The following is an 18,864-nucleotide window of genomic DNA, read 5'->3' as shown; positions in this document are numbered from 1 at the left end:
TGGCGATCGCCCCTTCTCATCCTGCTCGTCCTGACGCTGACCTATGGCTGTGTCGTCGCCAATCGCCCCGCTGCCACGCTGCTCACTGACCCGTTTTTGCAACTGCCCACGCCGACCAGCGTGCGCGTTGTCTGGTTTACCGAGTTTGAGGGCGGCGAGCATCGGGTGGAATATGGCGACGGGTTCCAGCAGCGGGCGATCGCCACCACCACAAAGCTATCCCGCGTGCGCGAAGACCAGCGATCGCGCGTCGGCCAGCAGACCGAACCCGGCCAGGTCTATCAGCAGCCCACGCCCCGCGACATCTGGCGGCACGAAGCCGAAGTGACGGGCCTGACACCGGGGCAGCGCATTCCCTATCGCGTCGCCAGCCTGCGGGCCAATGGGCTATTCACACGGGCGATCGCCAGCCGCCCCTTTACCCTGGCTCCCCTGCCACCGCCCGGTACGCCGCTCAAAATCTTGCTCACCTCCGACCACCAGAGTATGCCCATGACCGCCACCAACCTGCAAAAGGTCGTGGAGACAGTGGGACAGGTGGATGCGGTCTTTTTGGCAGGCGACACGGTGAACATCCCCGACCGCGCCTCGGAATGGTTTGATGACAATCGCGGCGGTGCATTCTTCCCCTGCCTCCAGGGTCGCGCCAGCTATTCCCTAGAGCGCAACGGCACTACGCGGGTTTACACTGGCGGCGAAATCATTCAGCACGCGCCGATGTACGTGGCAATCGGCAACCACGAAATCATGGGGCGCTACGGCCGCCTAGATAGCTTGAACGGCGAATTTGAAGACGCGATTCCCCGTGATGTAGCGCTGCGGCTCTACGGCCCCAACGGACTAAACAACACCGCCTTCAGCACCGACACCTACGAAGAAATCTTCAGCCTGCCCCAAAGTCCAGAGGGCGGCGAAACCTACTACGCTACCACCATTGGCGATGTGCGATTGGTATCGCTGTTTGCCACCAACCTGTGGCGCGTGCCCAGCCTAGACCCCTCTGCCAAGGGGCGCTTCCGCGAACCCGAAGCCAAGCTCAATAGCCGCGAAGACTGGGGTTATGGGCAAATTATCTTTGAGCCAATCCGCAAGGGCAGCCCGCAATACAACTGGCTAAAGCAGGAACTGAGCAGCCCGGAGTTCCGGCAGGCCCGCTATAAGATCGTGATGCTGCACCACCCAACCCATACCCTGGGGGATAACGTCGTGCCGCCTTATACCGACCCCATTCGCGTAGTGGAGCGCAACGCCGAGGGCAGCCCTGCGGTGATTCGCTACGATTATCCAAAGTCGGACGACTATTTGCTGAAGGATGTGATGCCGCTGCTGGAGGCGGCGCAGGCGCAACTGGTGCTGTACGGGCATTCTCACGTCTGGAACCGCTTCCGCTCGCCTGCGGGCCTGCACCTGCTGGAAACCTCCAACGTGGGCAATACCTACGGAGCCTATTGGAAACCGCAGCCCCGGAAGCTGCCCGATCTGAACCCGCAATTCTACAACCTGGAAAACTACGTGACGGCGGGCGATCCGGGGGGGCTGGAACCGATTACGCCGACCCTTGCGCCCGTGACGGGAGATGATGGACAGCCGCTGCCGTTTCTCTCCAGCAACGACATCACCGCCTTCACCATTTTCGACACAGGCACGGGCACCATCAGTAGCTACCGCTTTGACACGCGCACCCCGGATGCGCCTGTGGTCAAGTTCGATGAGTTTCAGCTTGGCGTTGGATAAGGATGTGAAACAAGGGCGAACGATGGGACTCGAACCCACGAATGGCGGAACCACAATCCGCTGCCTTAACCACTTGGCTACGCTCGCCGTACAGTGCCCTCTACAGGCGAATACTAGTATAGCATTTGGCTGATGGGCCTTGTCACAAATTTTGTGCCTTTTGATCTTAGAACTTACGTTGATCTTAGAACTTACGCAGTTGGGCAATTTCTCGCGGGCTGTGTCCGCAAGAAATTGCCCAAAATCCAGAAAGCCTATCGCAAGTGCGTATGCCCTGGGTCTGTTTGATCCTTGTGATCTGGTGTGTGGGAATATCTATGACCCCAACTTCTGACTCAGCTATCCAGTCCGCTATACTAGGGAAGGCGACAACTCGCTTCGGGATGTAGCGCAGCTTGGTAGCGCGCCTGCTTTGGGAGCAGGATGCCGCAGGTTCAAATCCTGTCATCCCGATTTTTCATTTTGAATGGAACTGCAAATCGCTAAAGGCGGGTAGTGGTGCAAACGGACTGGATTTATCCCTATCCGCCTCTTTTGTCTGGCGTGTTGGTTAGGCGCTACAAGCGATTTTTCGCGGACATTGAGCTAGAGAGTGGCGAGATCGTTACAGCGCACTGCCCCAATACCGGGCCGATGACGGGGGTCAATTGCCCTGGCAGTCGCGTGATGGTGTCGCCTAGCAATAACCCGAAGCGATCGCTCGCCTATACCTGGGAACTGATCGAGGTGAACGACAACGGGCCAACGTGGGTGGGGGTGAATACGGCGCTGCCCAACCGCATCGTCCGCTCGGCGCTGGAAGCACGGCTGTTTCCAGAACTGGGCAGCTATCAGCAGATTCGGGGCGAAGTGCCCTACGGACAGGATCAGAAAAGCCGGGTCGATTTTTTATTGACGGGAGCCGCCGATGGGCGACCCGTTTATATCGAGGTCAAAAACACCACCTGGGCGCTGGGCGACCTGGCGCTGTTTCCCGACACCGTGACAGAACGGGGGCAAAAGCATCTGCGAGAGTTGACGGCGCTGCTGCCCCAGGCGCGACCGGTGATGCTGTATTTCATTAATCGAGGCGACTGCACCCGGTTTTCGCCGGGCGATCGCGCTGATCCGGTCTATGGGCAACTGCTGCGGGGGGCGATCGCCCAGGGGTTAGAAGTGCTGCCCTGTCGATTCGAGATTTCGCCTGCGGGTATCCGCTATCTAGGTCTGGCTGAGCTTTGCCTTGAGACGACGCAACCCATCGAAGTTCACACACCCAAGGGCAAACGACGAAAAGCGCCATAACGCAGGGCGAAAAGAGAAAAAATCGAGGAATGGAACAGCGCAAAACGGTAGCAAATGACACGATTAATCGCCTCATTCGTATTTGTCATGATCACCGTTAGAATGCGCCAAGTCAGCCGGTTTCAGTCCAGTGCGATCGCCCAAAAGCCTCTTTGCAAGCAGCTTTCAGGGATTTGGTTTCTATTAGAACAAAATGGAGAGCGATCGCTCGATTCGGATATCCGTATTTGCCACGGTAGAGATATCCGCCTTGCCTCAAACATGAATATTTCTTAAATTCTGTTCTACGCCTCTAGGAACTTCTTAATCCTCCTTGGGGGGCGTGGATCTGCTGTATACATCTGATAAAGTTGCGACACAAGATGAGACATTATGTTGACCGTTAAAAGAAGACCATCCGCAGTTGTGGACATCCGATAAAGAGCAGATAAAGAGCAGAATTGTTGATTTCGCTGAAGCTCAAGATTCAGGGTTCCCTGCCTCTACTCATGTCTATCAACTTTCGCGGAAAATGGTTTTCTAGCTGGTGTCACGCTGGCGGCCGATGCTGCCGACTCGCTTGCTTCCATCGCGCATTTCAGATACAAATTCCTGAGAATTCTTGCTAAATTCCTGCGAATTTCCTAGACCGAATAGCCCAATCAAAACGGCTAGCCATGTTCGTGAAAGGAGAGACAAATTATGCGTATTGCACAAATTGCTCCGCTCTGGGAACGAGTTCCTCCTACCACCTACGGTGGAACAGAGCTGGTGGTGAGCTTGCTCACGGATGAGTTAGTCCGACGGGGGCATGAAGTGACCTTATTTGCTTCAGGAGATTCGATTACGCTGGCGAATCTGGAATCGGTTCATCCTCGTGCGCTGCGGCTCGATAGCACGGTGAAAGAATACGGCATTTACGAAATGCTGGAACTGGCTCAGGTTTACGAACGGGCTGACGAATTCGACATAATTCATTCCCATGTGGGCTGTGCCGCGCTGCCCTATGTAAATCTGGTCAAAACGCCAACCGTCCACACGCTGCACGGCATTTTTACGCCAGACAACGAAAAGATGTTCACCTATGCCCAACGGCAGCCCTACGTGAGCATTTCCAACACGCAGCGGGAGCCGTGCCTGGGACTAAACTATGTTGCCACCGTATACAACGGGATTGATGTAGAGAGCCACAAGTTTCATCCTGTGCCGAATGATCCCCCCTATCTGGCATTTTTGGGGCGGCTGTCGCCCGAAAAGGGAACCCATCACGCCATCGAAATTGCCAAGAAAACGGGCTATCCGCTGAAGATGGCAGGCAAGATCGACGTGGTGGATCGGGAATACTATGAGCAGCAGATTAAGCCCCACATCGATGGCGAACAGATTCAGTATCTCGGCGAGGCCAATCATCAGCAGAAAAATGTGCTGATGGGCGGGGCGATCGCCACGCTGTTCCCCATCACTTGGCGCGAACCGTTTGGGCTGGTGATGGTGGAGTCAATGGCGGCGGGTACGCCTGTCGTGGCGATGGAACTGGGGTCCACGTCCGAAGTGATTGCTCACGGCAAGACGGGCTTTCTCTGCCATTCGGTGGAGGAGTGTGTTGCGGCGATCGCCCAGGTGCCGCAGCTCGATCGTCGGGCCTGTCGAGATCATGTCCAGGCGAACTTCAGTGTGCAGCGCATGACCGATGGCTATGAGCAGGTCTATCGCCAACTGGTGGGCGATCGCACGTTGACCAGTCCGGCAATTTTCAGCCTGCCGCAGCCAAAGCTGGCCGGGTAACCCTTGACCAATAGCAGGGGTTATAGCAAGGGTTGAGGAGCGAACTCTGCCCTAAGATCGAAGCCTCAACCCTTCAAACGTGCAATGCTTTGAAGTTGAGTTGCAACTCTTATATCTGTAGCGCCGCTTATAGCGCTTCTGTAGTGCCGCAGGGATGGCAGTCTATCCGGGTTGCCGCAGAGTTGGCTTCCAAACCACAAGATAAGGTTGACCCTGGTCAAGTCAGGTCCCAGTTTGAGTTCAGCCCATGTTAGCCCAGGGTCAGCACAGAATCAGCACAGGGTGCGAGCCGCCTGCATCGGGTTCTGGTTTTGTAAATTGCAGGGTTTGCAAATTGCAGGGTTTGTAAATTGCAGAGTTGGTTTTGTAAAGCGTCGTGCTTTCTTTGCACTTTAGTCCGGGAACGCAATTCCCGCGCTTGAAGTAGTCTAAGTTCCCCTGATGATGGCGCTTTGACTGTGATGGCGCTTTGACTGATGACGCTTTGACGTGTTTCCCTTCGCGCTACAGACATTTTGCCTTGCAGATGTATTGCAAGGTGATACGCCGACTACAGGCGGTTCGTCCCTCGCGTGTTCCTGATTTTTTCGTTCACCCCTTCCGAGACATCGCTCATGTCGTGACCTAGCACATTGTTGGCGTACCTCTGCTCTATACAATGCCCCTGGAGAAAAACTTAAAAAGCAGCACGCTCGATACAGCGTTTAATCGCTCCACACGGCACAATATGGCAGTGTAAAGGAACCCTAACGAACATCACGGCTTATTTCAGGATTGTTAGCGGTTCGCCGATGGTTCACTGGCGAGGTCAGACCAACCGGACAGGAAGATCCTATCCTAGCTAGAGGGTTGGCTTGGCTGCGGTGTCCGGTACGATATCCAAGTCTACGAGGTTAGCAATGTCCCAGACCCCTCCCGTATCCCAATCGCGTCATCCTAGGGCAACGTTTTCTGCTGGGCCCCAGCGGCAGGCGATCGCCCTTATCCTGGTTCATAATGATCCGGCGCTGGAATTTCAGCGCGAAGAAGCCAGCGGCAGCCGGGTATACGTGAATCAAATCAGCGAGGCGCTGGCCAAGCTTGGCTGGCAGGTGGATGTGTTTACCCGCAAGACGAATCCCGACGATCCAACGATCGTGCAGCATTCGCCCCACCACCGCACGATTCGTCTGGTCGCTGGCCCGCAGGAGTTTATCCCGCGCGATCGCCTGTTGGAGCATATGCCCGCCTTTGTCGAAGCTTTCCGTAAGTTTCAGACCAAGGACGGATTTCACTATCCGCTGGTGCATACCCACTACTGGCTCGCAGGCTGGGTGGGGCTGCAACTGAAGCAGGAGAGCAATATTCAACTGGTTCATACTTACCACTCTCTGGCGGCGGTTAAATACGCAGGCATGGCTCAAAAGCCGCTGGTTGCCGACCACCGCATGGCCGTAGAGCGGCATACGCTCGTCGGCGCGAACTGCATCGTGGCAACCAGCCCCCAAGAGCAAGAAACCCTGCGGGAATTGGTGGCCACTCCCGGCAACGTGCAGGTGATTCCCGGTGGCACTGACTTGGATGTGTTCCACCAGATGTCGCGCAGCGATGCCCGCGCCCAGTTGGGCCTGTCGCCCTCGGAAAACGTGGTGCTGCATGTAGGACGGTTTGACCCGCGCAAGGGAATTGAGACGCTGGTGCGAGCCTGTGCCCAAATCAAGCAAATGGATACCCTAGCAGGGGAACCGCTGCGGCTGCTGCTGGTGGGCGCGGCCGACGATGCCGAGAGCCTGGCCGAGCGCGATCGCATCCAATCGCTTGTAGCCGAACTGGGGCTAAACGCCGTCACGGAGTTTGTCGGTCAGGTCGGACACGATCGTCTGCCGCTGTATTACACCGCTGCAGATGTGTGCGTTGTGCCCAGCCAGTTTGAACCCTTTGGGCTAGTGGCGCTGGAGGCGATGGCCTGCGGTACGCCCGTGGTCGCGTCGGATGTTGGCGGGCTGAAGTTTGCCGTCGTGCCGGAGGAAACGGGGCTGCTAGTAGCTCCTCAGGATGTAGACGGCTTTGCGGGGGCGATCGCCCGCATTCTCAGCGACGACCTCTGGGCCCACCGTCTGCGTCGTCAGGCTTCCCTACGAGTCCAGCAAAACTTTAGCTGGAGCGCAGTGGCCGCTCGCCTCAGCGACCTCTATCGCAGGCTGCTGGCACAATCGCTCACAGGCGATCTGCTGTCGGTTCCGATGGCTCCAACCACCGCAGCCGCCCTCAGTTCACTGCCCGCCGAGCCGCTGGAGCAGCCGCTAGTGAATGTGTCTTAGCATACTGGTTAGAATGCCAGGACGTAGATAGGACGCACAACAGCACTGGCTGCCTTCTGCGCTGGGCTGGCTAACCCATCTAGGAGTCAGGAATTAAAGGAATCAAAAGGAGTGTGGGTGTGCCTGCGCTCCTTTTGAGTGTTGTCGCGGGGACTGGCTGCCGCAAATACGGCGCAATCGTTATCTCCCAAAAGCTTCTCCTCAGCCTAATAAGTAGATAGACCAGATTAAAAAACAGATCCTGAACCCTGCGCCGCCCGCTGCGCGGGCGGCGCAGGGTCTTTGGGCTTTATATTTATTATAGCACTACGTATTTGGGTTAGGACGTTATCATAGAGCCATCAGGAGAGTTTAGGAACACCTATGCCCGCCCCCTACAGCTACGACTTGCGTTGCAAAGCGATTGAAGCCGTGAAACAAGGTCACCGCAAAGTTGATGTCTGTCGAATGTTCAACATCAGTCGCAATACCTTAGACCTGTGGTTGAAACGGGAAAAAGAAACGGGAGATTGCCGAGCGATGACTGGGTTTCAGCGAGGAAATCGGCATAAGATTACCGACTGGTCGCGCTTTCGTGAGTTTGTCAAGCAGCATGGGGATCAGACCCAAGCGAGACTGGCAACCCTGTGGGGGGATAATGTGACACAGCAGGACATCAGTCGAGCCTTGCGAAAGATTGGGTTTAGTCGAAAAAAAAGACCTATGGCTATCGGGAACGAGACGACCTGAAGCGACAAGAGTTTCAAGAGCGCTTGAGGAGTAAGCTGCCGCATCAGGTTGTCTATGTCGATGAAGCAGGCATTGATCATCGAGACGTGTATCCCTACGGCTACTGCGAGGTTGGAGACCGCTTCTATGGGCTTAAATCAGGAAAACGCACCGAACGAGTCAGTTGGATTGCGGCCTTACGAGAGAACAGCCTCTTTGCGCCAATGACCTTTGCTGGCTCGTGCAACCGGGACTTAGTGGAGAGGGGGTTGGAGGAGTGCTTAGTCCCCCAACTGCGAGCGGGAGATGTGATTGTGATTGACAATGCCAGTTTCCATCATTCTCAAACCATTGAAGAGATCGTGGCTCAAGCAGGGTGTGAGATTTGGTATTTACCCCCTTATTCCCCAGACTTGAACGAGATTGAGCATTGGTGGTTTGTGCTGAAGAATTGGATGCGGCAACGCTGGGATGAGTTTGATAACTTTCGCGATTGTGTTGATGCTGCTTTTAGAGAATGCCCTAACGTGACTGCGTAGGGCTATAGTTGGAGCGAATCAAGCTGACCAGTGGTGTGGCTTGAGTGCGGGCGTGGATGGTGACATATTCAGATGGGCCGGCCCAAACCAAATCCAGTTGATTGGTTTGCAATGCAGAGGCGGCCGTGAGCAAATCATCCATAGGAAAAAACTCAACGGAAGTTTCTAAAACGTCTTCCAAAGCCGCCCGAAACGGATCGTACTTTTCCTTTAATTCATCAATTCCCTGAACATCCGTAATTGCGAATCTAATTTTCTCAGGTAATTTGACAGTGGATACCCGCGAAGCCGTGGAGGTTGCACTACAGCCAGCAATAAAGAGACTGGAATACCACAGGAAATTGCGTCGTTTCATGGCATTTTGGGGACTATGCTAGATTGGCAGAACTCAGCTTAGAGTTCCCGCCCATCATAAAAAGTCACCAAAGCATAAATAAGGTTTACCAAACTTATTTAATCTTATGCTTTTGTTAAGACTTACGCAGTTAGACGATTTCTCGTGGGCGGCGCTCGCGAGAAATCGTTCAAAATCCAGAAAACTTATCGCAAGTGCGTAAGGTCTGCTTATTTTGGAAAGCCACAGGTATCGTTACAGACTTCCTGATTCCACAACCTTTTCGAGATACTGACTTTCTAGCAAAAACGCGCCGCGCCCAAACCGCACGCCCCAATAGCCACCGGGACGGCGATCTAGCACAATACCTTCTTCTCCAACCTTAATCAGGTCGGGTGGACGCAGCATGGGCATGGGTTCTGCGGTTTTGAGGTAGGTTGGCAGGGCGATCGCCCGCACCCGATCGCCCACCTGAAACACCTTCTCCTCTGTTCCATCTAGTTCTGCCATTGCTTCACCCTCGTTCAGGGAACTTGCCAGATTTTTTCATGATACTGGCTCGGTTCCGCATAGGGATCGATCATTTCGCCATGATGATGATGCCCATGCGTATGGCCGTGGGGATGCCCGTGGGCGTGGCTGGGTTCATGGTCATGCGTAGGGTCATGCGTGTGGTCATGCGTGTGATCCTGCGGATGGCTGGGTCTATGTGCATGATCTTGAGCATGATTTTGGGCATGTTCGTGATCGTGTCCGTGATCGTGTCCATGATCGTGCCCATGATTGTGCCCGTGTGCGTGTGAATCCCTATGATTGTGCCTGTGTGCGTGCGCGTGGTCATGCCCGTGGGCTGCGCCATTGCCGACAGCCGCCAGACGAAACTTGCACATTTCGCAATTCATCTGCACCTGCCCAAGCTGCGTTTCGATTTCGCGATCGCGCAATACAGAAAACAGCGTCCTGTGCAGCCCCATTTCTGGCAGGCAGACCATCGAAACATCGGGAAACTGGGCCTGCTGTTGAGCAGTAATTGTGGCAATTTTCTTGACCAGCACGCCCGTAAACAAAAAGTAGGGCAGCACGATAATCCGCCTGGGCTGATACAGACGGGCGCGGCGGAAACCCTCTTCTAGCCGGGGGTGGGTAATGCCGATAAAGCAGGTTTCGACGGTGTGATAGCCGCTGCCTTCCCAGAGAATTCGCGCCATTTTGTATACGTCGCCGTTGGCATCGGGATCGCTAGCTCCGCGCCCCACAAACAGCAGCACTGTGTCTTCCCGCGCAATGCCCTGGGGGTTCCACTGCGGCTGGTCGAGATCTGCGAGGCGCGATCGCCATAGATCCAGAATTCCTGGCGTAATGCCAAAATGCCGCCCATAGTGAAACGTGACTTGGGGATGGCGCTGGCTGGCGCGATCCAGTTCATTGGTCACGTCGAACTTGTTGTGTCGCGCCGCAAACAGCAGCACAGGCAGCACCGAAAGGTCGGTATAGCCCTTGGCAACGCACTCGTCTACGCCCTGCTGAATCGATGGCTCCGTCAGTTCCAAAAAGCAGGGCACGACCGGACGCGAGAGATCCAACGCCTGATACGCCGCTGCAAAATCTAGCAAGCCCTGGCGACCATCGGCATCGCGGCTGCCGTGGCCCACCAGCAGCACCGGACGCTGCATCGGTAGCGGGGGAAGATCGATCTGGGGCGAATTTCCGAGGGCGATCGCCCCCTGCTCTGACTCCAGAGGATACATCAGCGGCTGCGCTAGCGACTCAGAGTTTGCAGCAATGGGGAAATTGGACTTTGAAGAAACAGGGTCAATAGAAAGGGTCATAAAAATCAAAACTCCGTTCCCGTGCGACGCGAGAGCTAGAGTGAAAAAGCAGCAGGCTGGCGTTCTGGCTGGGGAGCTTTGGATGATTTGGATGATTTGATGTTTACCCAACGAAACATGCTCCAGCTCCCATCACAGTTGCGGCACAGCGCCGGACTCTCACCGGACTTTCCCACCCTGCGGCTGTTCACATGTGCCTAGCCATCTTACCCCAGGCGGGGAGTCGTGGAATGGGGGAGAGGGGGATTGGGATGTGTCCCAGATTGGGAATGAGGGGATAATAAGAGGATCGCGGAATCGCGTCCTTCCCCGGATTGCGTTTTCAATTGCGTTTTTTTCAATGCGTTTTCAATTGCGTTTTCCCAATGTCTTTTCGCAAGCGCATCGCCTTTTACCTCGAAGATATCGACACGCCTACCGGAAAGGCGCTCAACCTGCTGATTACCGGGCTGGTGCTGCTGTCGGTGGCGATTTTTGTCGCGCAGACCTATCCGCTGTCGGAGGAGTGGCGGACGGTTTTGGGGGCGCTGGATTTGGTGCTGCTGCTGCTGTTTTCGCTGGAATATTTGCTGCGGCTGTGGTGTGCGGAAGATCGACTCAAGTTTGTGTTCAGCCTCTTTGGGCTGATTGATTTGATGGCGATTTTGCCATTTTTCTTGGGCGCAGTGGATATTCGGTTTATCCGCATTTTCCGCTGGTTTCGGATTTTGCGGCTGGCGCGATTTTTTGAAGGGCGGACGGTGTTTGGCTATGTCACGACGGAAGACAGCGCCATTGTTGCCCGCATTTTGTTCACGCTGTTTTCTATCGTGTTTGTCTATTCTGGGCTGATCTATCAGGTCGAACATCCGGTCAACCCGGAGCAATTCAGCACGTTTTTTGACGCGATTTATTTCTCGATTTCGACCATTTCAACGGCAGGCTTGGGGGATGTGGTGCCAATTACCGATGGTGGGCGATCGCTCACCATTTTGATGCTATTGACCGGAATTTTGTTTATTCCCTGGCAGTTGGGCGATTTGATCAAGCAGTTGGTTAAAACGGGCACTCGTGTCGCTGTGCAATGCTCAAATTGCGACCTGTCGGTGCATGACTCGGATGCCTTGTTTTGCAAAAACTGTGGGACGCGGCTGCCTGCAAAGCCAGCGTTTTTTCCGGGAGAGAGTGATACAAATCCAACCCAAGTGGAGAACGTGATCAAGTAGACTAGGGGGCAGTTTTATTTCTGGTTTTCCAGAGCGTTCTTGGTTTGCGCCCGTCGGTGCCCCCAAGAGCGTGCTGGTTCTTGTGCTAGTTCTATCGTGAGGAGCAAAAAGCAATGCAGCAGCGAGGGGTCACAGTTTGGTTTACCGGGCTGAGCGGCGCAGGCAAGACGACGATTCGCATGGCGGTGGAAAAGGAACTGCGCGATCGCGGCTTGGCGGTAGAGGTGCTGGACGGCGACATCGTGCGCCAGCATCTCACCAAGGGGCTAGGCTTTAGCAAGGAAGACCGGGACGAAAACATCCGCCGCATTGGGTTTGTGGCGCACCTGCTCAGCCGCAATGGCGTGATTGTGCTGGTGTCGGCGATTTCGCCCTATCGGGATGTGCGCAACGAAATGCGCGATCGCATCGGAGATTTCGTGGAAGTGTATGTCAACGCGCCGCTCAGCGTGTGCGAAGAGCGCGACGTGAAGGGCCTCTACAAAAAAGCACGGGCGGGCGAAATCAAGCAGTTCACAGGCATCGACGACCCCTACGAAGCGCCGCTGAATCCGGAAGTGGAATGCCGCACCGATCAAGAAACCCTAGAAGAGAGCGCCGCCAAGGTGCTGAATTTCCTGAAGCAGCAGGGATATCTGACTGGGCAGCCTGCGGCCTCGCTCAAACAGCAGTAGGGAGTCTAAGCAAGGGGACAGAAAGGGGACTAGAAAACCCTGAGCGACTGCGCCGCCTGAATTAGTCCTGGTACGGCTGCTGCGTTCCATCCCATCTCGGCACGGCGGCCCGTCAGCAGGATCATCCGCAGACTGTAGGACTGGGGAAACCCTTCGACCTCCAGCCAGAGGCGATCGCTCTCCAGTTCACAGGCAATCCGCTCCTCTTCCATCAATTCTGCCGTCATCTGGCTCATGGTTTCCGCCAGTTGCCCCGCCAGCCGACAAAAATCCTCCAGTTCCGCTGCGGTTAGCTCCAGCGCCCAGTCGTCGCCGCCAACGAGTCCAACAAATTCGGGCGCGTCTTCGTCCCAGCCGATTTGCCAGCCGGGGCCGCGTTTGAGGGTGCGAGGCATTGGGAGTGATATCGATTTTGGATTGGCGATTTTGGATTTTGGATTGGCGATTGAATGGCAGTCAAGAACCTGCGGGGCTTCTCGCAATTTCGTTGGTAGCTCTTGGTTGTAGCAAGCCTCAAGCGTGCTGTCGGAATCAATGGGATGGGATGACGGAAGAAGAGGATAGGATCTTGACGTGCCTGATCTCTGGATCGCATCATCCCTTTGCGTTTCATGCCGCTCATTCCGCTACTCTAATGGGCTGAACCACCAGAATATTTGTGCCGTCCAGCCGCCCCATCACGCGCACGGGCGTATCCACAGGCAGGTGTAGCTGTCGCCAGGGCAAATCTAGGCACGCTTTCCAGCGAATCCCTTCGTGCATGACCCAGCCCGTATAGCCGGGATAAATGGCTTCTTTTACAACGCCCTGGTCGCTGACGGGGCCCACGCCCAGTGCGTCAGTGATAGGCAAAACCTCTTCTGGCAGCCAGGTAAGCGGGGCAGGCGTTGCCTCAATACCAGGAGCAAGCTTGGCTTCGGCGGAATTGGGGTCAGTGGTGGGGGCGCTATATTCGGGACTGGTGCGCTCTGGCGCGGTCGGCGCGGTCGGCGCAGTCGGCATAGGTGGTACAGTCGGCGCGGTCGCAGTCGGCACAGCAGCAGGTGTAGGAACTGCCGCTGGCTGGGGCGTGGGCGCAGGGAATGGAACAGCAGGCGGCGTGGGTTGGTCGGGCTGGGCTGCGGGTTGGCTCAGGTTTTGCATGGCGGTGGTTGATGGCGGTAGAGCATCCAGATGGGTAGAACTCGGAGTTCTCCATTCAGAATTCCCAGGAGTGGAACCCGGAATAGAAGCATCCCATAAAGTTTCCTCTGGGGAAATCTGTCGAGGATGGGAGAAAGCCTCGGCTAGGGGGAGGAGATGGGTTTTGGGCGGGGCCACGGCGAGGGGCGATCGCCCCCCAGGAGCCGCTTGTACGGGTTCTCGGAAGGGATGCTCCTGTTCTTTCTGTTCTCTATATCGCCCCTCTTGCGCCAGATTATGCTGGGGGGACGGGCTGGGCAGCGCGGATTTGGCAGGGTTCCCAAACCGCTGCCCCGACCAGGAGGCTTGCAGCACTATCCCTGGCTCGCCTAGCAACTCTGCCCAACTCGGCGGCATCTCGGCCCGGTTTTGAAAAATCACGGGCAGCCAACTGGCGCAGGGAAAATCGCGCTCCAGTTCTGCTAGACGCTGGCGGGCCTCCCGCACTGACAGATACAGCGGAGTGCCGCGAGAGAAGGCGCTGAGGAAGTATTTCAGAAATTCTTGGGCGATGCGATCTGGCACGGGTTCGCGCATGACGATGAGCTGGGGAATATGAAGCTGTCGCAGATCTTGCGCCAGGCCCAGCCCGTTGCAGGAGTTCAAAATTGCCAGCTTTAGGCCGCGATGCACGGCTTTGTCGAGGCTGGCCCGAAAGTCGGCGATCGCCAAACTGTCGGTCTGATTGATAAAAATCCGCCCGCGATCGCCCCCCTCCGCGCCTGCACCCTCAACGCTTTCGCTATGTCCAGCAAAAAAGAGAATGTCCCAGGTTTGCTCAAACAGGCGATCGCTGATCTCTTGGCGCGACGGTTCTACCAGAAACCTCACCTCCGCCTGGGGCAGGCGCTCCAGCAAAGCGCGATCGGTGGCGATATCGATTCCGGCGCTGTTGCCCAAAATTGCCAAAATTCGCACCCGACCGCTGGGCGGCACAGCCAGCACCGGACGAGTGCGCTGAGCAGCAGGCGAGCTAAAGGCCAGTTCAGTATTGGGGTAGCGCTCAAAAAAGTCCCACAAGTGCCACGGCAACTGCGCCAGCAGCGGGTCGCGGGTGTGAACCAGCACACGCACAGTGTCGTTGCGCTTGAGTTCGCAGAGCAAATCCTCTTTGATGGGGCGAAATTCCCTTGCGGCCAGCCAGTTCGACATTGCCCGCTGGAGATAGTTGGCCGCCGTGTGGCAGGCTTGGATGCACGACCAGACCGAACTGGTATAAGACACCTGTTTGGGGCGCAGGCGCGTCGGCACGGGCAACTGGCGATAGCAATACCGCCAGTAGTTGAAGTATTCCAGCAGGTGGGGCTGGGGCGGCAGTCGACCGGACGACTCTAGCTCAGGCTGCTTGCCGTCTTCGCCCACTTCTAGACCCACCTGCACGCCCGATGCCAGATCGCCGTCTAGTCTCAGCAGAACGAGTTTCGTCATGGCTATGCCTCCGGGGTAGGCGTAGGGGTTGGGGATTGGGGGCTAAGGGGAGTTCGGAAAGGCTCAAATCAGGAAGGTTTCGACGTGGCGATCGCCCCCCAGACTAATCACCACATCAAACGCCTCACCCGCCTGGCCCTCAAACTGGAGCGTGGCTCGACCGCTGCGGCTGGGCTGGGCCACCATCGACTCCTGGCCCTGTTGATCGACCACCCACAGTTGCAAGCCTGCGGGCAGGTCGCCGCCATCACGGGCCGCGCAGATGACCGACAAATCAAACACGTCGGGCTGCTGCATCGGGCAGATCTGCACAATCAGCGCTACCCGCTCCAGCCGTCGGTCAAAATGGCGCACCTCGACGAATTTGCCACGGGCGACGGGCCGCGTGCCGCCAGCGGATGAAGGGGCGGCATAGGGCGATGCGTCGCGGCAAATCGTGCCCAGATGTCCCTGATCCCAAATGTCTGCCAGCGGCAGCCAGGACGTATCGAACTGTCCATTGCGCCAGTTCGCCAGATGCGTGATCGAGCGGGCAGGGAGAGGGAAAGAATGGTGAGACGGGGGCTGGAGCGATCGCCGCAGGTGAGATTCCAGCACATCGCGCGGCGACAGCACGGGAATGCCCGCGCCCTCAAACTGTTCTGGGCGATGGGTGATCAGCCCGTCCATGCGATAGTGCAAGGCACAGGCGATTTCCTCTGCCGAGTCGTATTCAAAGGGCTGGCTATTAGCCCGCAGCCAGATATTGGCATCGCTCCGGCACACCGTCAGCATCCGCATCAGCACCTCCGCAAGAGTCAGCGCGTGGCGAGCGTCGCGCTGGTTCATAATGATGCAGAGCCGCTGATAGCCCAGTTCGGTGATGCAGCCGTGGATCTGCCGCTGCTGCAAGCATTGCCACAGAAAGCTGGCATAGTCGGCGCTGATGCTCGGACGGCTCAAAATCAGATCCACCAACAAATCTGCGTCTAGCATGTAGCACCGGGTACAGAGCGATTGGGGGGAGCGATTAGAAACCATGAAACTCTCTCCTGAGCGTGACGTGAGTAGCGGTGCAGACTCCTCAAGGGGTTTGGTGAGGGGGCTTATCTAAAAGACTCAGCCTGATGACTCAGCTTTATGATTTGGCGTTGGCCCCAGCCCCAAAACTCCTCCTGAAGACAGAGCAAACCGGGCGCGAGGGTCGGTCATCATCCACAAGGCGGCCGTTGCGCTAAACCGTCAGAACCAGGACGCGGGCAGTGCGATCGCCCGTTTAGCCGTGTGGACTCCCCCGACAAAGCTCAATTGATGGCGGGATTGATGGCGGGATTGATGGCGGAGTTGATATCGAAAAACGATATCTTTGACTCGAATGGGTTGATGATAGCATTATTTGCTTGTATTCGGGGGCAGTTGACAGAGCTGTTGAATTATTTGCTGAACTAGCTGAACTAAATGAACTTTTTGGACGGGCTGAGAATCTGGCTGGGGCACGGCCGCTAGCCGATGGAGCGGGGCTGTTGCTGCGTCGCCTCTGGAGCAGGCTCAGGAGCCGGACTGCCCATGAGTCGCTGTGCCTCGCTGAGGGATAGCGCATTGGGTTCTGCGACTGGGGCAGGGGGTGGGGGGGCGATCGCCTCGGTTTCTGCGGCGGGCGGATGGGTCGGCGCAGGTGGTCGCATCAGGGCTTGCGCCTCCTCCAGCGACAGCAGCGGCGCAGCAGTCGTCGCCGGGTCTTCGATCAGGTCTTTGAGATTGCAGTTCAGCGCATCGCACAGCCGGATCAGCTTGACAATCCAATCTAGACCGCCGCGACCGCGTTCCCAGTTGGCAATGGTGGTTTCTGTTACGCCGACTCGCTGCGAAAGCTGAAGCTGAGTGAGGCCAGCCGCTTTGCGAAGTTCCGCAATGCGAGAGCGGGGTTCTGGGGTGTGCATTCAGTCCTCCCAATCTGATGGTTCTAGAGGCTCAGCCTAACACAGTTTTAGGCAATTCAAATTGTGTATTAAATCTTGTGTAAGATTATAAGCCTAATATTTTCACCCTGTATTTTTTTAGGCTAAACTGTTTATAGTTTCCACCAATCGGCTTCGGGAGCAGCAGACTGGCAGGCAACTAACCGATCGCTAGACCGATCGCTAGAAATCACTAGAGATCGCTAGACCGATTGCTGAATCGCTCAATCACTCGATTGCCAAAATTTTCTGCAATTTTCTGCCAAATTTTTCGGGGGAAACTGAAAATCATGCTGATTTTGCCAGACGACCACAACGACGATTTCCGCAGCGACTATCGCCGCCTAGTCAAGCTTTCCGACCGGGAAGCCTTTGACCCCAACACGGGCGATCGCTATCGCATCGAACGCCAAGACCCAGCAGGCGGCCCTGACGGCGGCTTCATTCTGGCGATTTTGCTGGGAGTGCTGCTGTGGCTCGTGGTGAATACGGGCGGGGTTCAAACGCCTCGACCGCAGCCCACACCCGAACGGATTTACCCAACCCAGCCGATGCGGCCGATTGGCTAGCTGGGGATTGATGAAACAGATCGGCGGTGGGGCGATCGCCCTCAGGTCAACAGCGCTCTAACGATGCGATCGCTCGCCGACCGGGCCCCAGAGAGGTTGCGGGCTGTAGGGCCGACGTGCAGCGCTGCCAGTCCACCCATGACGTGTAGCCCAATACCCGGCCACGTCAGAGTTTCCTCCAGCACAGGCAGCCCCTTGACCCATTCCACCGGGTACTGGGCTGCGATGTCTTGCAGTAGGGGATGCTGCGACCCATCGAGCTGGCTGCCAGTAGCCAGCCAAAGGCGGTCAATTCGCTGCGTGTGGATGCAGTCGTGCAGGGCTGGGTTCTTGCAGCAAATGCGCCAATAGCCTGAGCGATGTTGTGCCGCCTGCTCTGATGCATCAGGCGGTTCCTCTAGAACCCAGCGGGCGGCCGCGACTTCACACTGCTCAAACAGTTCCAGATGTCCGTCCCGCATCAGCCGCCGCAGTTGGGTCAGAATGGCCGGTGTCATCGAGCCGCCATTGCGGGCTTGCTGGATCATCTGCCAGCGAGCGAACCAATCTGGCTCTGCCCAAAAGTCTTTGAGATACTTTGGCCCCAGCCAGCCCGGATCGGCATCGAACAGCTTTTCGTAAACCTTTCGCCGCGCCAGCAGGATGACCTTTGCACCCCGTTGAATAGCACCGATGGCCAGGTGGCCGCTGGTCAGCCCACTGCCAATAATCAGCACCCGCTCGCCCCGGAGTGGCAGGGTTCGTAAATCGATTTGGCTAGAGTGCAACAGGCGATCGCCCGGATAGCCTGGCGGAATCTGTTGCACCCAATCGGGCCAGTGGGGACGACCGCTGCCCGTCGCTAGCACGACCCGTCGGGCGTGGAGTGTTTCTCCAGTCGAAAGGGTTAGCAAGAAACGGCTTCGACGGCGACTCGCGAAGCGATCCCTGCGAGCATCGCCCTCCGGCTGCACCTGCACCACCTGTGCGGGGTAGACCCAATCAGACAAATTCCACCGCTGCACCACATTTTGACAAAACTCCTGAAATAGCAGTGTTCCGGGCAAATCATAGGGTGGAAACAACTCATCCCAGCGAGACTCAGCAAAGCGGCGCAGCGCGTAGGGGTCGGGATCAGGATGATGCACCGCGGGCGATCGCAGGTGAGGGATGTCCAAAGCCAAAAACTGATGATTCCATTGGTGCATCCAGGTGCCGCTGGGGTCAAACACCCAAACTCGCCCTCGCATTCGCTTGTTCTTTTGCAGCAGATGCGTCACTAGCGTCAGCGCGTGGGGCCCAGCCCCAATCACCGCTAAGTCAATAGCCTGTGGGAGCGATCGCACAACCGAATCCATAGCAGAAACTCAAAAACGTCACGAAATCCACACAAAGCGC

The 18,864-nt window shown here is 56.6% G+C and carries 17 protein-coding genes, 2 tRNA genes and 1 riboswitch; of the genes, 10 read left to right on the top strand and 9 right to left on the bottom strand.

Annotation, left to right across the window (positions count from 1 at the left end; genetic code table 11):
- The first annotated feature begins 18 nt into the window (after positions 1-18).
- Positions 19-1,734 (top strand): metallophosphoesterase family protein, encoded by a 1,716-nt coding sequence (locus JTM80_RS20460; RefSeq protein ID WP_225906891.1) that lies wholly within the window; start codon positions 19-21, stop codon positions 1,732-1,734.
- Between the two features lie 14 nt (positions 1,735-1,748).
- Here the strand turns inward: JTM80_RS20460 and JTM80_RS20455 are convergent.
- Positions 1,749-1,821: transfer RNA gene (locus JTM80_RS20455), tRNA-His, on the bottom strand.
- Between the two features lie 292 nt (positions 1,822-2,113).
- Here JTM80_RS20455 and JTM80_RS20450 point away from each other — a divergent pair.
- The 6 genes from JTM80_RS20450 to JTM80_RS20425 all read left to right on the top strand — a co-directional run bounded on the left by JTM80_RS20450 (position 2,114) and on the right by JTM80_RS20425 (position 8,329).
- Positions 2,114-2,187, top strand: a tRNA-Pro gene (locus tag JTM80_RS20450).
- Between the two features lie 42 nt (positions 2,188-2,229).
- Positions 2,230-3,018 carry a DNA/RNA nuclease SfsA gene (gene sfsA / locus JTM80_RS20445; protein ID WP_390819223.1) on the top strand — a complete coding sequence of 263 codons (789 nt, stop codon included), beginning with the start codon at positions 2,230-2,232 and terminating at the stop codon, positions 3,016-3,018.
- A 54-nt stretch (positions 3,019-3,072) separates the two neighbouring features.
- A complete protein-coding gene (locus JTM80_RS20440; protein ID WP_172356518.1) occupies positions 3,073-3,294 on the top strand; it encodes a hypothetical protein in 222 nt (73 codons plus the stop codon).
- Positions 3,295-3,699: 405 nt separating this feature from the next.
- Positions 3,700-4,782 carry a glycosyltransferase family 4 protein gene (locus JTM80_RS20435; protein WP_172356520.1) on the top strand — a complete coding sequence of 361 codons (1,083 nt, stop codon included), beginning with the start codon at positions 3,700-3,702 and terminating at the stop codon, positions 4,780-4,782.
- Between the two features lie 899 nt (positions 4,783-5,681).
- Positions 5,682-7,082 carry a glycosyltransferase gene (locus JTM80_RS20430; RefSeq protein WP_172356522.1) on the top strand — a complete coding sequence of 467 codons (1,401 nt, stop codon included), beginning with the start codon at positions 5,682-5,684 and terminating at the stop codon, positions 7,080-7,082.
- A gap of 363 nt (positions 7,083-7,445) precedes the next feature.
- A protein-coding gene (locus JTM80_RS20425; protein WP_205370190.1) for an IS630 family transposase occupies positions 7,446-8,329 on the top strand; the annotation gives its coding sequence in 2 pieces (ribosomal slippage) (positions 7,446-7,772 and positions 7,775-8,329; 882 coding nt in all).
- Here the strand turns inward: JTM80_RS20425 and JTM80_RS20420 are convergent.
- From JTM80_RS20420 to JTM80_RS20410, 3 genes are all read right to left on the bottom strand, one after another.
- Positions 8,313-8,684 (bottom strand): PhnD/SsuA/transferrin family substrate-binding protein, encoded by a 372-nt coding sequence (locus JTM80_RS20420; protein WP_172356524.1) that lies wholly within the window; start codon positions 8,682-8,684, stop codon positions 8,313-8,315. The genes JTM80_RS20425 and JTM80_RS20420 overlap by 17 nt on opposite strands.
- Positions 8,685-8,918: 234 nt before the next feature.
- A complete protein-coding gene (sipA, locus tag JTM80_RS20415; protein ID WP_172356526.1) occupies positions 8,919-9,173 on the bottom strand; it encodes a regulatory protein SipA in 255 nt (84 codons plus the stop codon).
- A gap of 14 nt (positions 9,174-9,187) precedes the next feature.
- Positions 9,188-10,411: a sirohydrochlorin chelatase gene (locus JTM80_RS20410; protein ID WP_205371486.1), complete on the bottom strand. Its 1,224-nt coding sequence runs from the start codon at positions 10,409-10,411 to the stop codon at positions 9,188-9,190.
- A 117-nt stretch (positions 10,412-10,528) separates the two neighbouring features.
- Positions 10,529-10,708: riboswitch (cobalamin riboswitch) on the bottom strand.
- Positions 10,709-10,857: 149 nt separating this feature from the next.
- On the opposite strand from JTM80_RS20410, the gene JTM80_RS20405 reads away from it, so the two are divergent.
- Both JTM80_RS20405 and cysC read left to right on the top strand, forming a co-directional pair.
- On the top strand, positions 10,858-11,697 hold the full coding sequence (locus JTM80_RS20405) for an ion transporter (RefSeq protein WP_172356528.1): 840 nt from the start codon (positions 10,858-10,860) through the stop codon (positions 11,695-11,697).
- A gap of 113 nt (positions 11,698-11,810) precedes the next feature.
- Positions 11,811-12,371: an adenylyl-sulfate kinase gene (cysC, locus tag JTM80_RS20400; protein ID WP_172356530.1), complete on the top strand. Its 561-nt coding sequence runs from the start codon at positions 11,811-11,813 to the stop codon at positions 12,369-12,371.
- Between the two features lie 29 nt (positions 12,372-12,400).
- Here the strand turns inward: cysC and JTM80_RS20395 are convergent, their stop codons facing one another.
- The 4 genes from JTM80_RS20395 to JTM80_RS23250 form a co-directional block, all read right to left on the bottom strand.
- A complete protein-coding gene (locus JTM80_RS20395) occupies positions 12,401-12,766 on the bottom strand; it encodes a DUF1818 family protein (protein WP_172356532.1) in 366 nt (121 codons plus the stop codon).
- 223 nt (positions 12,767-12,989) lie between these two features.
- A complete protein-coding gene (locus JTM80_RS20390; RefSeq protein WP_205370189.1) occupies positions 12,990-14,981 on the bottom strand; it encodes a CHAT domain-containing protein in 1,992 nt (663 codons plus the stop codon).
- 63 nt (positions 14,982-15,044) lie between these two features.
- Positions 15,045-16,001, bottom strand: coding sequence for a PIN domain-containing protein (locus tag JTM80_RS20385; RefSeq protein WP_172356536.1), 957 nt, complete (start codon positions 15,999-16,001; stop codon positions 15,045-15,047).
- 461 nt (positions 16,002-16,462) lie between these two features.
- Complete coding sequence (locus tag JTM80_RS23250; RefSeq protein ID WP_172356538.1) at positions 16,463-16,900, bottom strand: helix-turn-helix domain-containing protein; 438 nt, start codon at positions 16,898-16,900, stop codon at positions 16,463-16,465.
- A gap of 308 nt (positions 16,901-17,208) precedes the next feature.
- On the opposite strand from JTM80_RS23250, the gene JTM80_RS20375 reads away from it, so the two are divergent.
- A complete protein-coding gene (locus JTM80_RS20375; protein WP_172356540.1) occupies positions 17,209-17,487 on the top strand; it encodes a hypothetical protein in 279 nt (92 codons plus the stop codon).
- A 41-nt stretch (positions 17,488-17,528) separates the two neighbouring features.
- Here the strand turns inward: JTM80_RS20375 and JTM80_RS20370 are convergent, their stop codons facing one another.
- Complete coding sequence (locus JTM80_RS20370; protein WP_172356542.1) at positions 17,529-18,824, bottom strand: FAD/NAD(P)-binding protein; 1,296 nt, start codon at positions 18,822-18,824, stop codon at positions 17,529-17,531.
- Positions 18,825-18,864: the final 40 nt, after the last annotated feature.

Source organism: Thermoleptolyngbya sp. PKUAC-SCTB121 (assembly GCF_016919485.1).
Lineage (GTDB): Bacteria > Cyanobacteriota > Cyanobacteriia > Elainellales > Elainellaceae > Thermoleptolyngbya > Thermoleptolyngbya sichuanensis.
This window is presented reverse-complemented; position numbering and strand designations above follow the sequence as displayed.

Bases quoted from the DNA above. Each gene is read 5' to 3' on its own strand.
- sipA (WP_172356526.1), bottom strand. From the start codon at position 9,173: ATGGCAGAACTAGATGGAACAGAGGAGAAGGTGTTTCAGGTGGGCGAT.
- JTM80_RS20430 (WP_172356522.1), top strand. From the start codon at position 5,682: ATGTCCCAGACCCCTCCCGTATCCCAATCGCGTCATCCTAGGGCAACG.
- JTM80_RS20375 (WP_172356540.1), top strand. From the start codon at position 17,209: ATGCTGATTTTGCCAGACGACCACAACGACGATTTCCGCAGCGACTAT.
- JTM80_RS20410 (WP_205371486.1), bottom strand. From the start codon at position 10,411: ATGTATCCTCTGGAGTCAGAGCAGGGGGCGATCGCCCTCGGAAATTCG.
- JTM80_RS20440 (WP_172356518.1), top strand. From the start codon at position 3,073: ATGACACGATTAATCGCCTCATTCGTATTTGTCATGATCACCGTTAGA.
- JTM80_RS20385 (WP_172356536.1), bottom strand. From the start codon at position 16,001: ATGGTTTCTAATCGCTCCCCCCAATCGCTCTGTACCCGGTGCTACATG.
- JTM80_RS20405 (WP_172356528.1), top strand. From the start codon at position 10,858: ATGTCTTTTCGCAAGCGCATCGCCTTTTACCTCGAAGATATCGACACG.
- JTM80_RS20420 (WP_172356524.1), bottom strand. From the start codon at position 8,684: ATGAAACGACGCAATTTCCTGTGGTATTCCAGTCTCTTTATTGCTGGC.
- JTM80_RS20370 (WP_172356542.1), bottom strand. From the start codon at position 18,824: ATGGATTCGGTTGTGCGATCGCTCCCACAGGCTATTGACTTAGCGGTG.
- cysC (WP_172356530.1), top strand. From the start codon at position 11,811: ATGCAGCAGCGAGGGGTCACAGTTTGGTTTACCGGGCTGAGCGGCGCA.
- JTM80_RS20435 (WP_172356520.1), top strand. From the start codon at position 3,700: ATGCGTATTGCACAAATTGCTCCGCTCTGGGAACGAGTTCCTCCTACC.
- JTM80_RS20395 (WP_172356532.1), bottom strand. From the start codon at position 12,766: ATGCCTCGCACCCTCAAACGCGGCCCCGGCTGGCAAATCGGCTGGGAC.
- JTM80_RS20390 (WP_205370189.1), bottom strand. From the start codon at position 14,981: ATGACGAAACTCGTTCTGCTGAGACTAGACGGCGATCTGGCATCGGGC.
- JTM80_RS23250 (WP_172356538.1), bottom strand. From the start codon at position 16,900: ATGCACACCCCAGAACCCCGCTCTCGCATTGCGGAACTTCGCAAAGCG.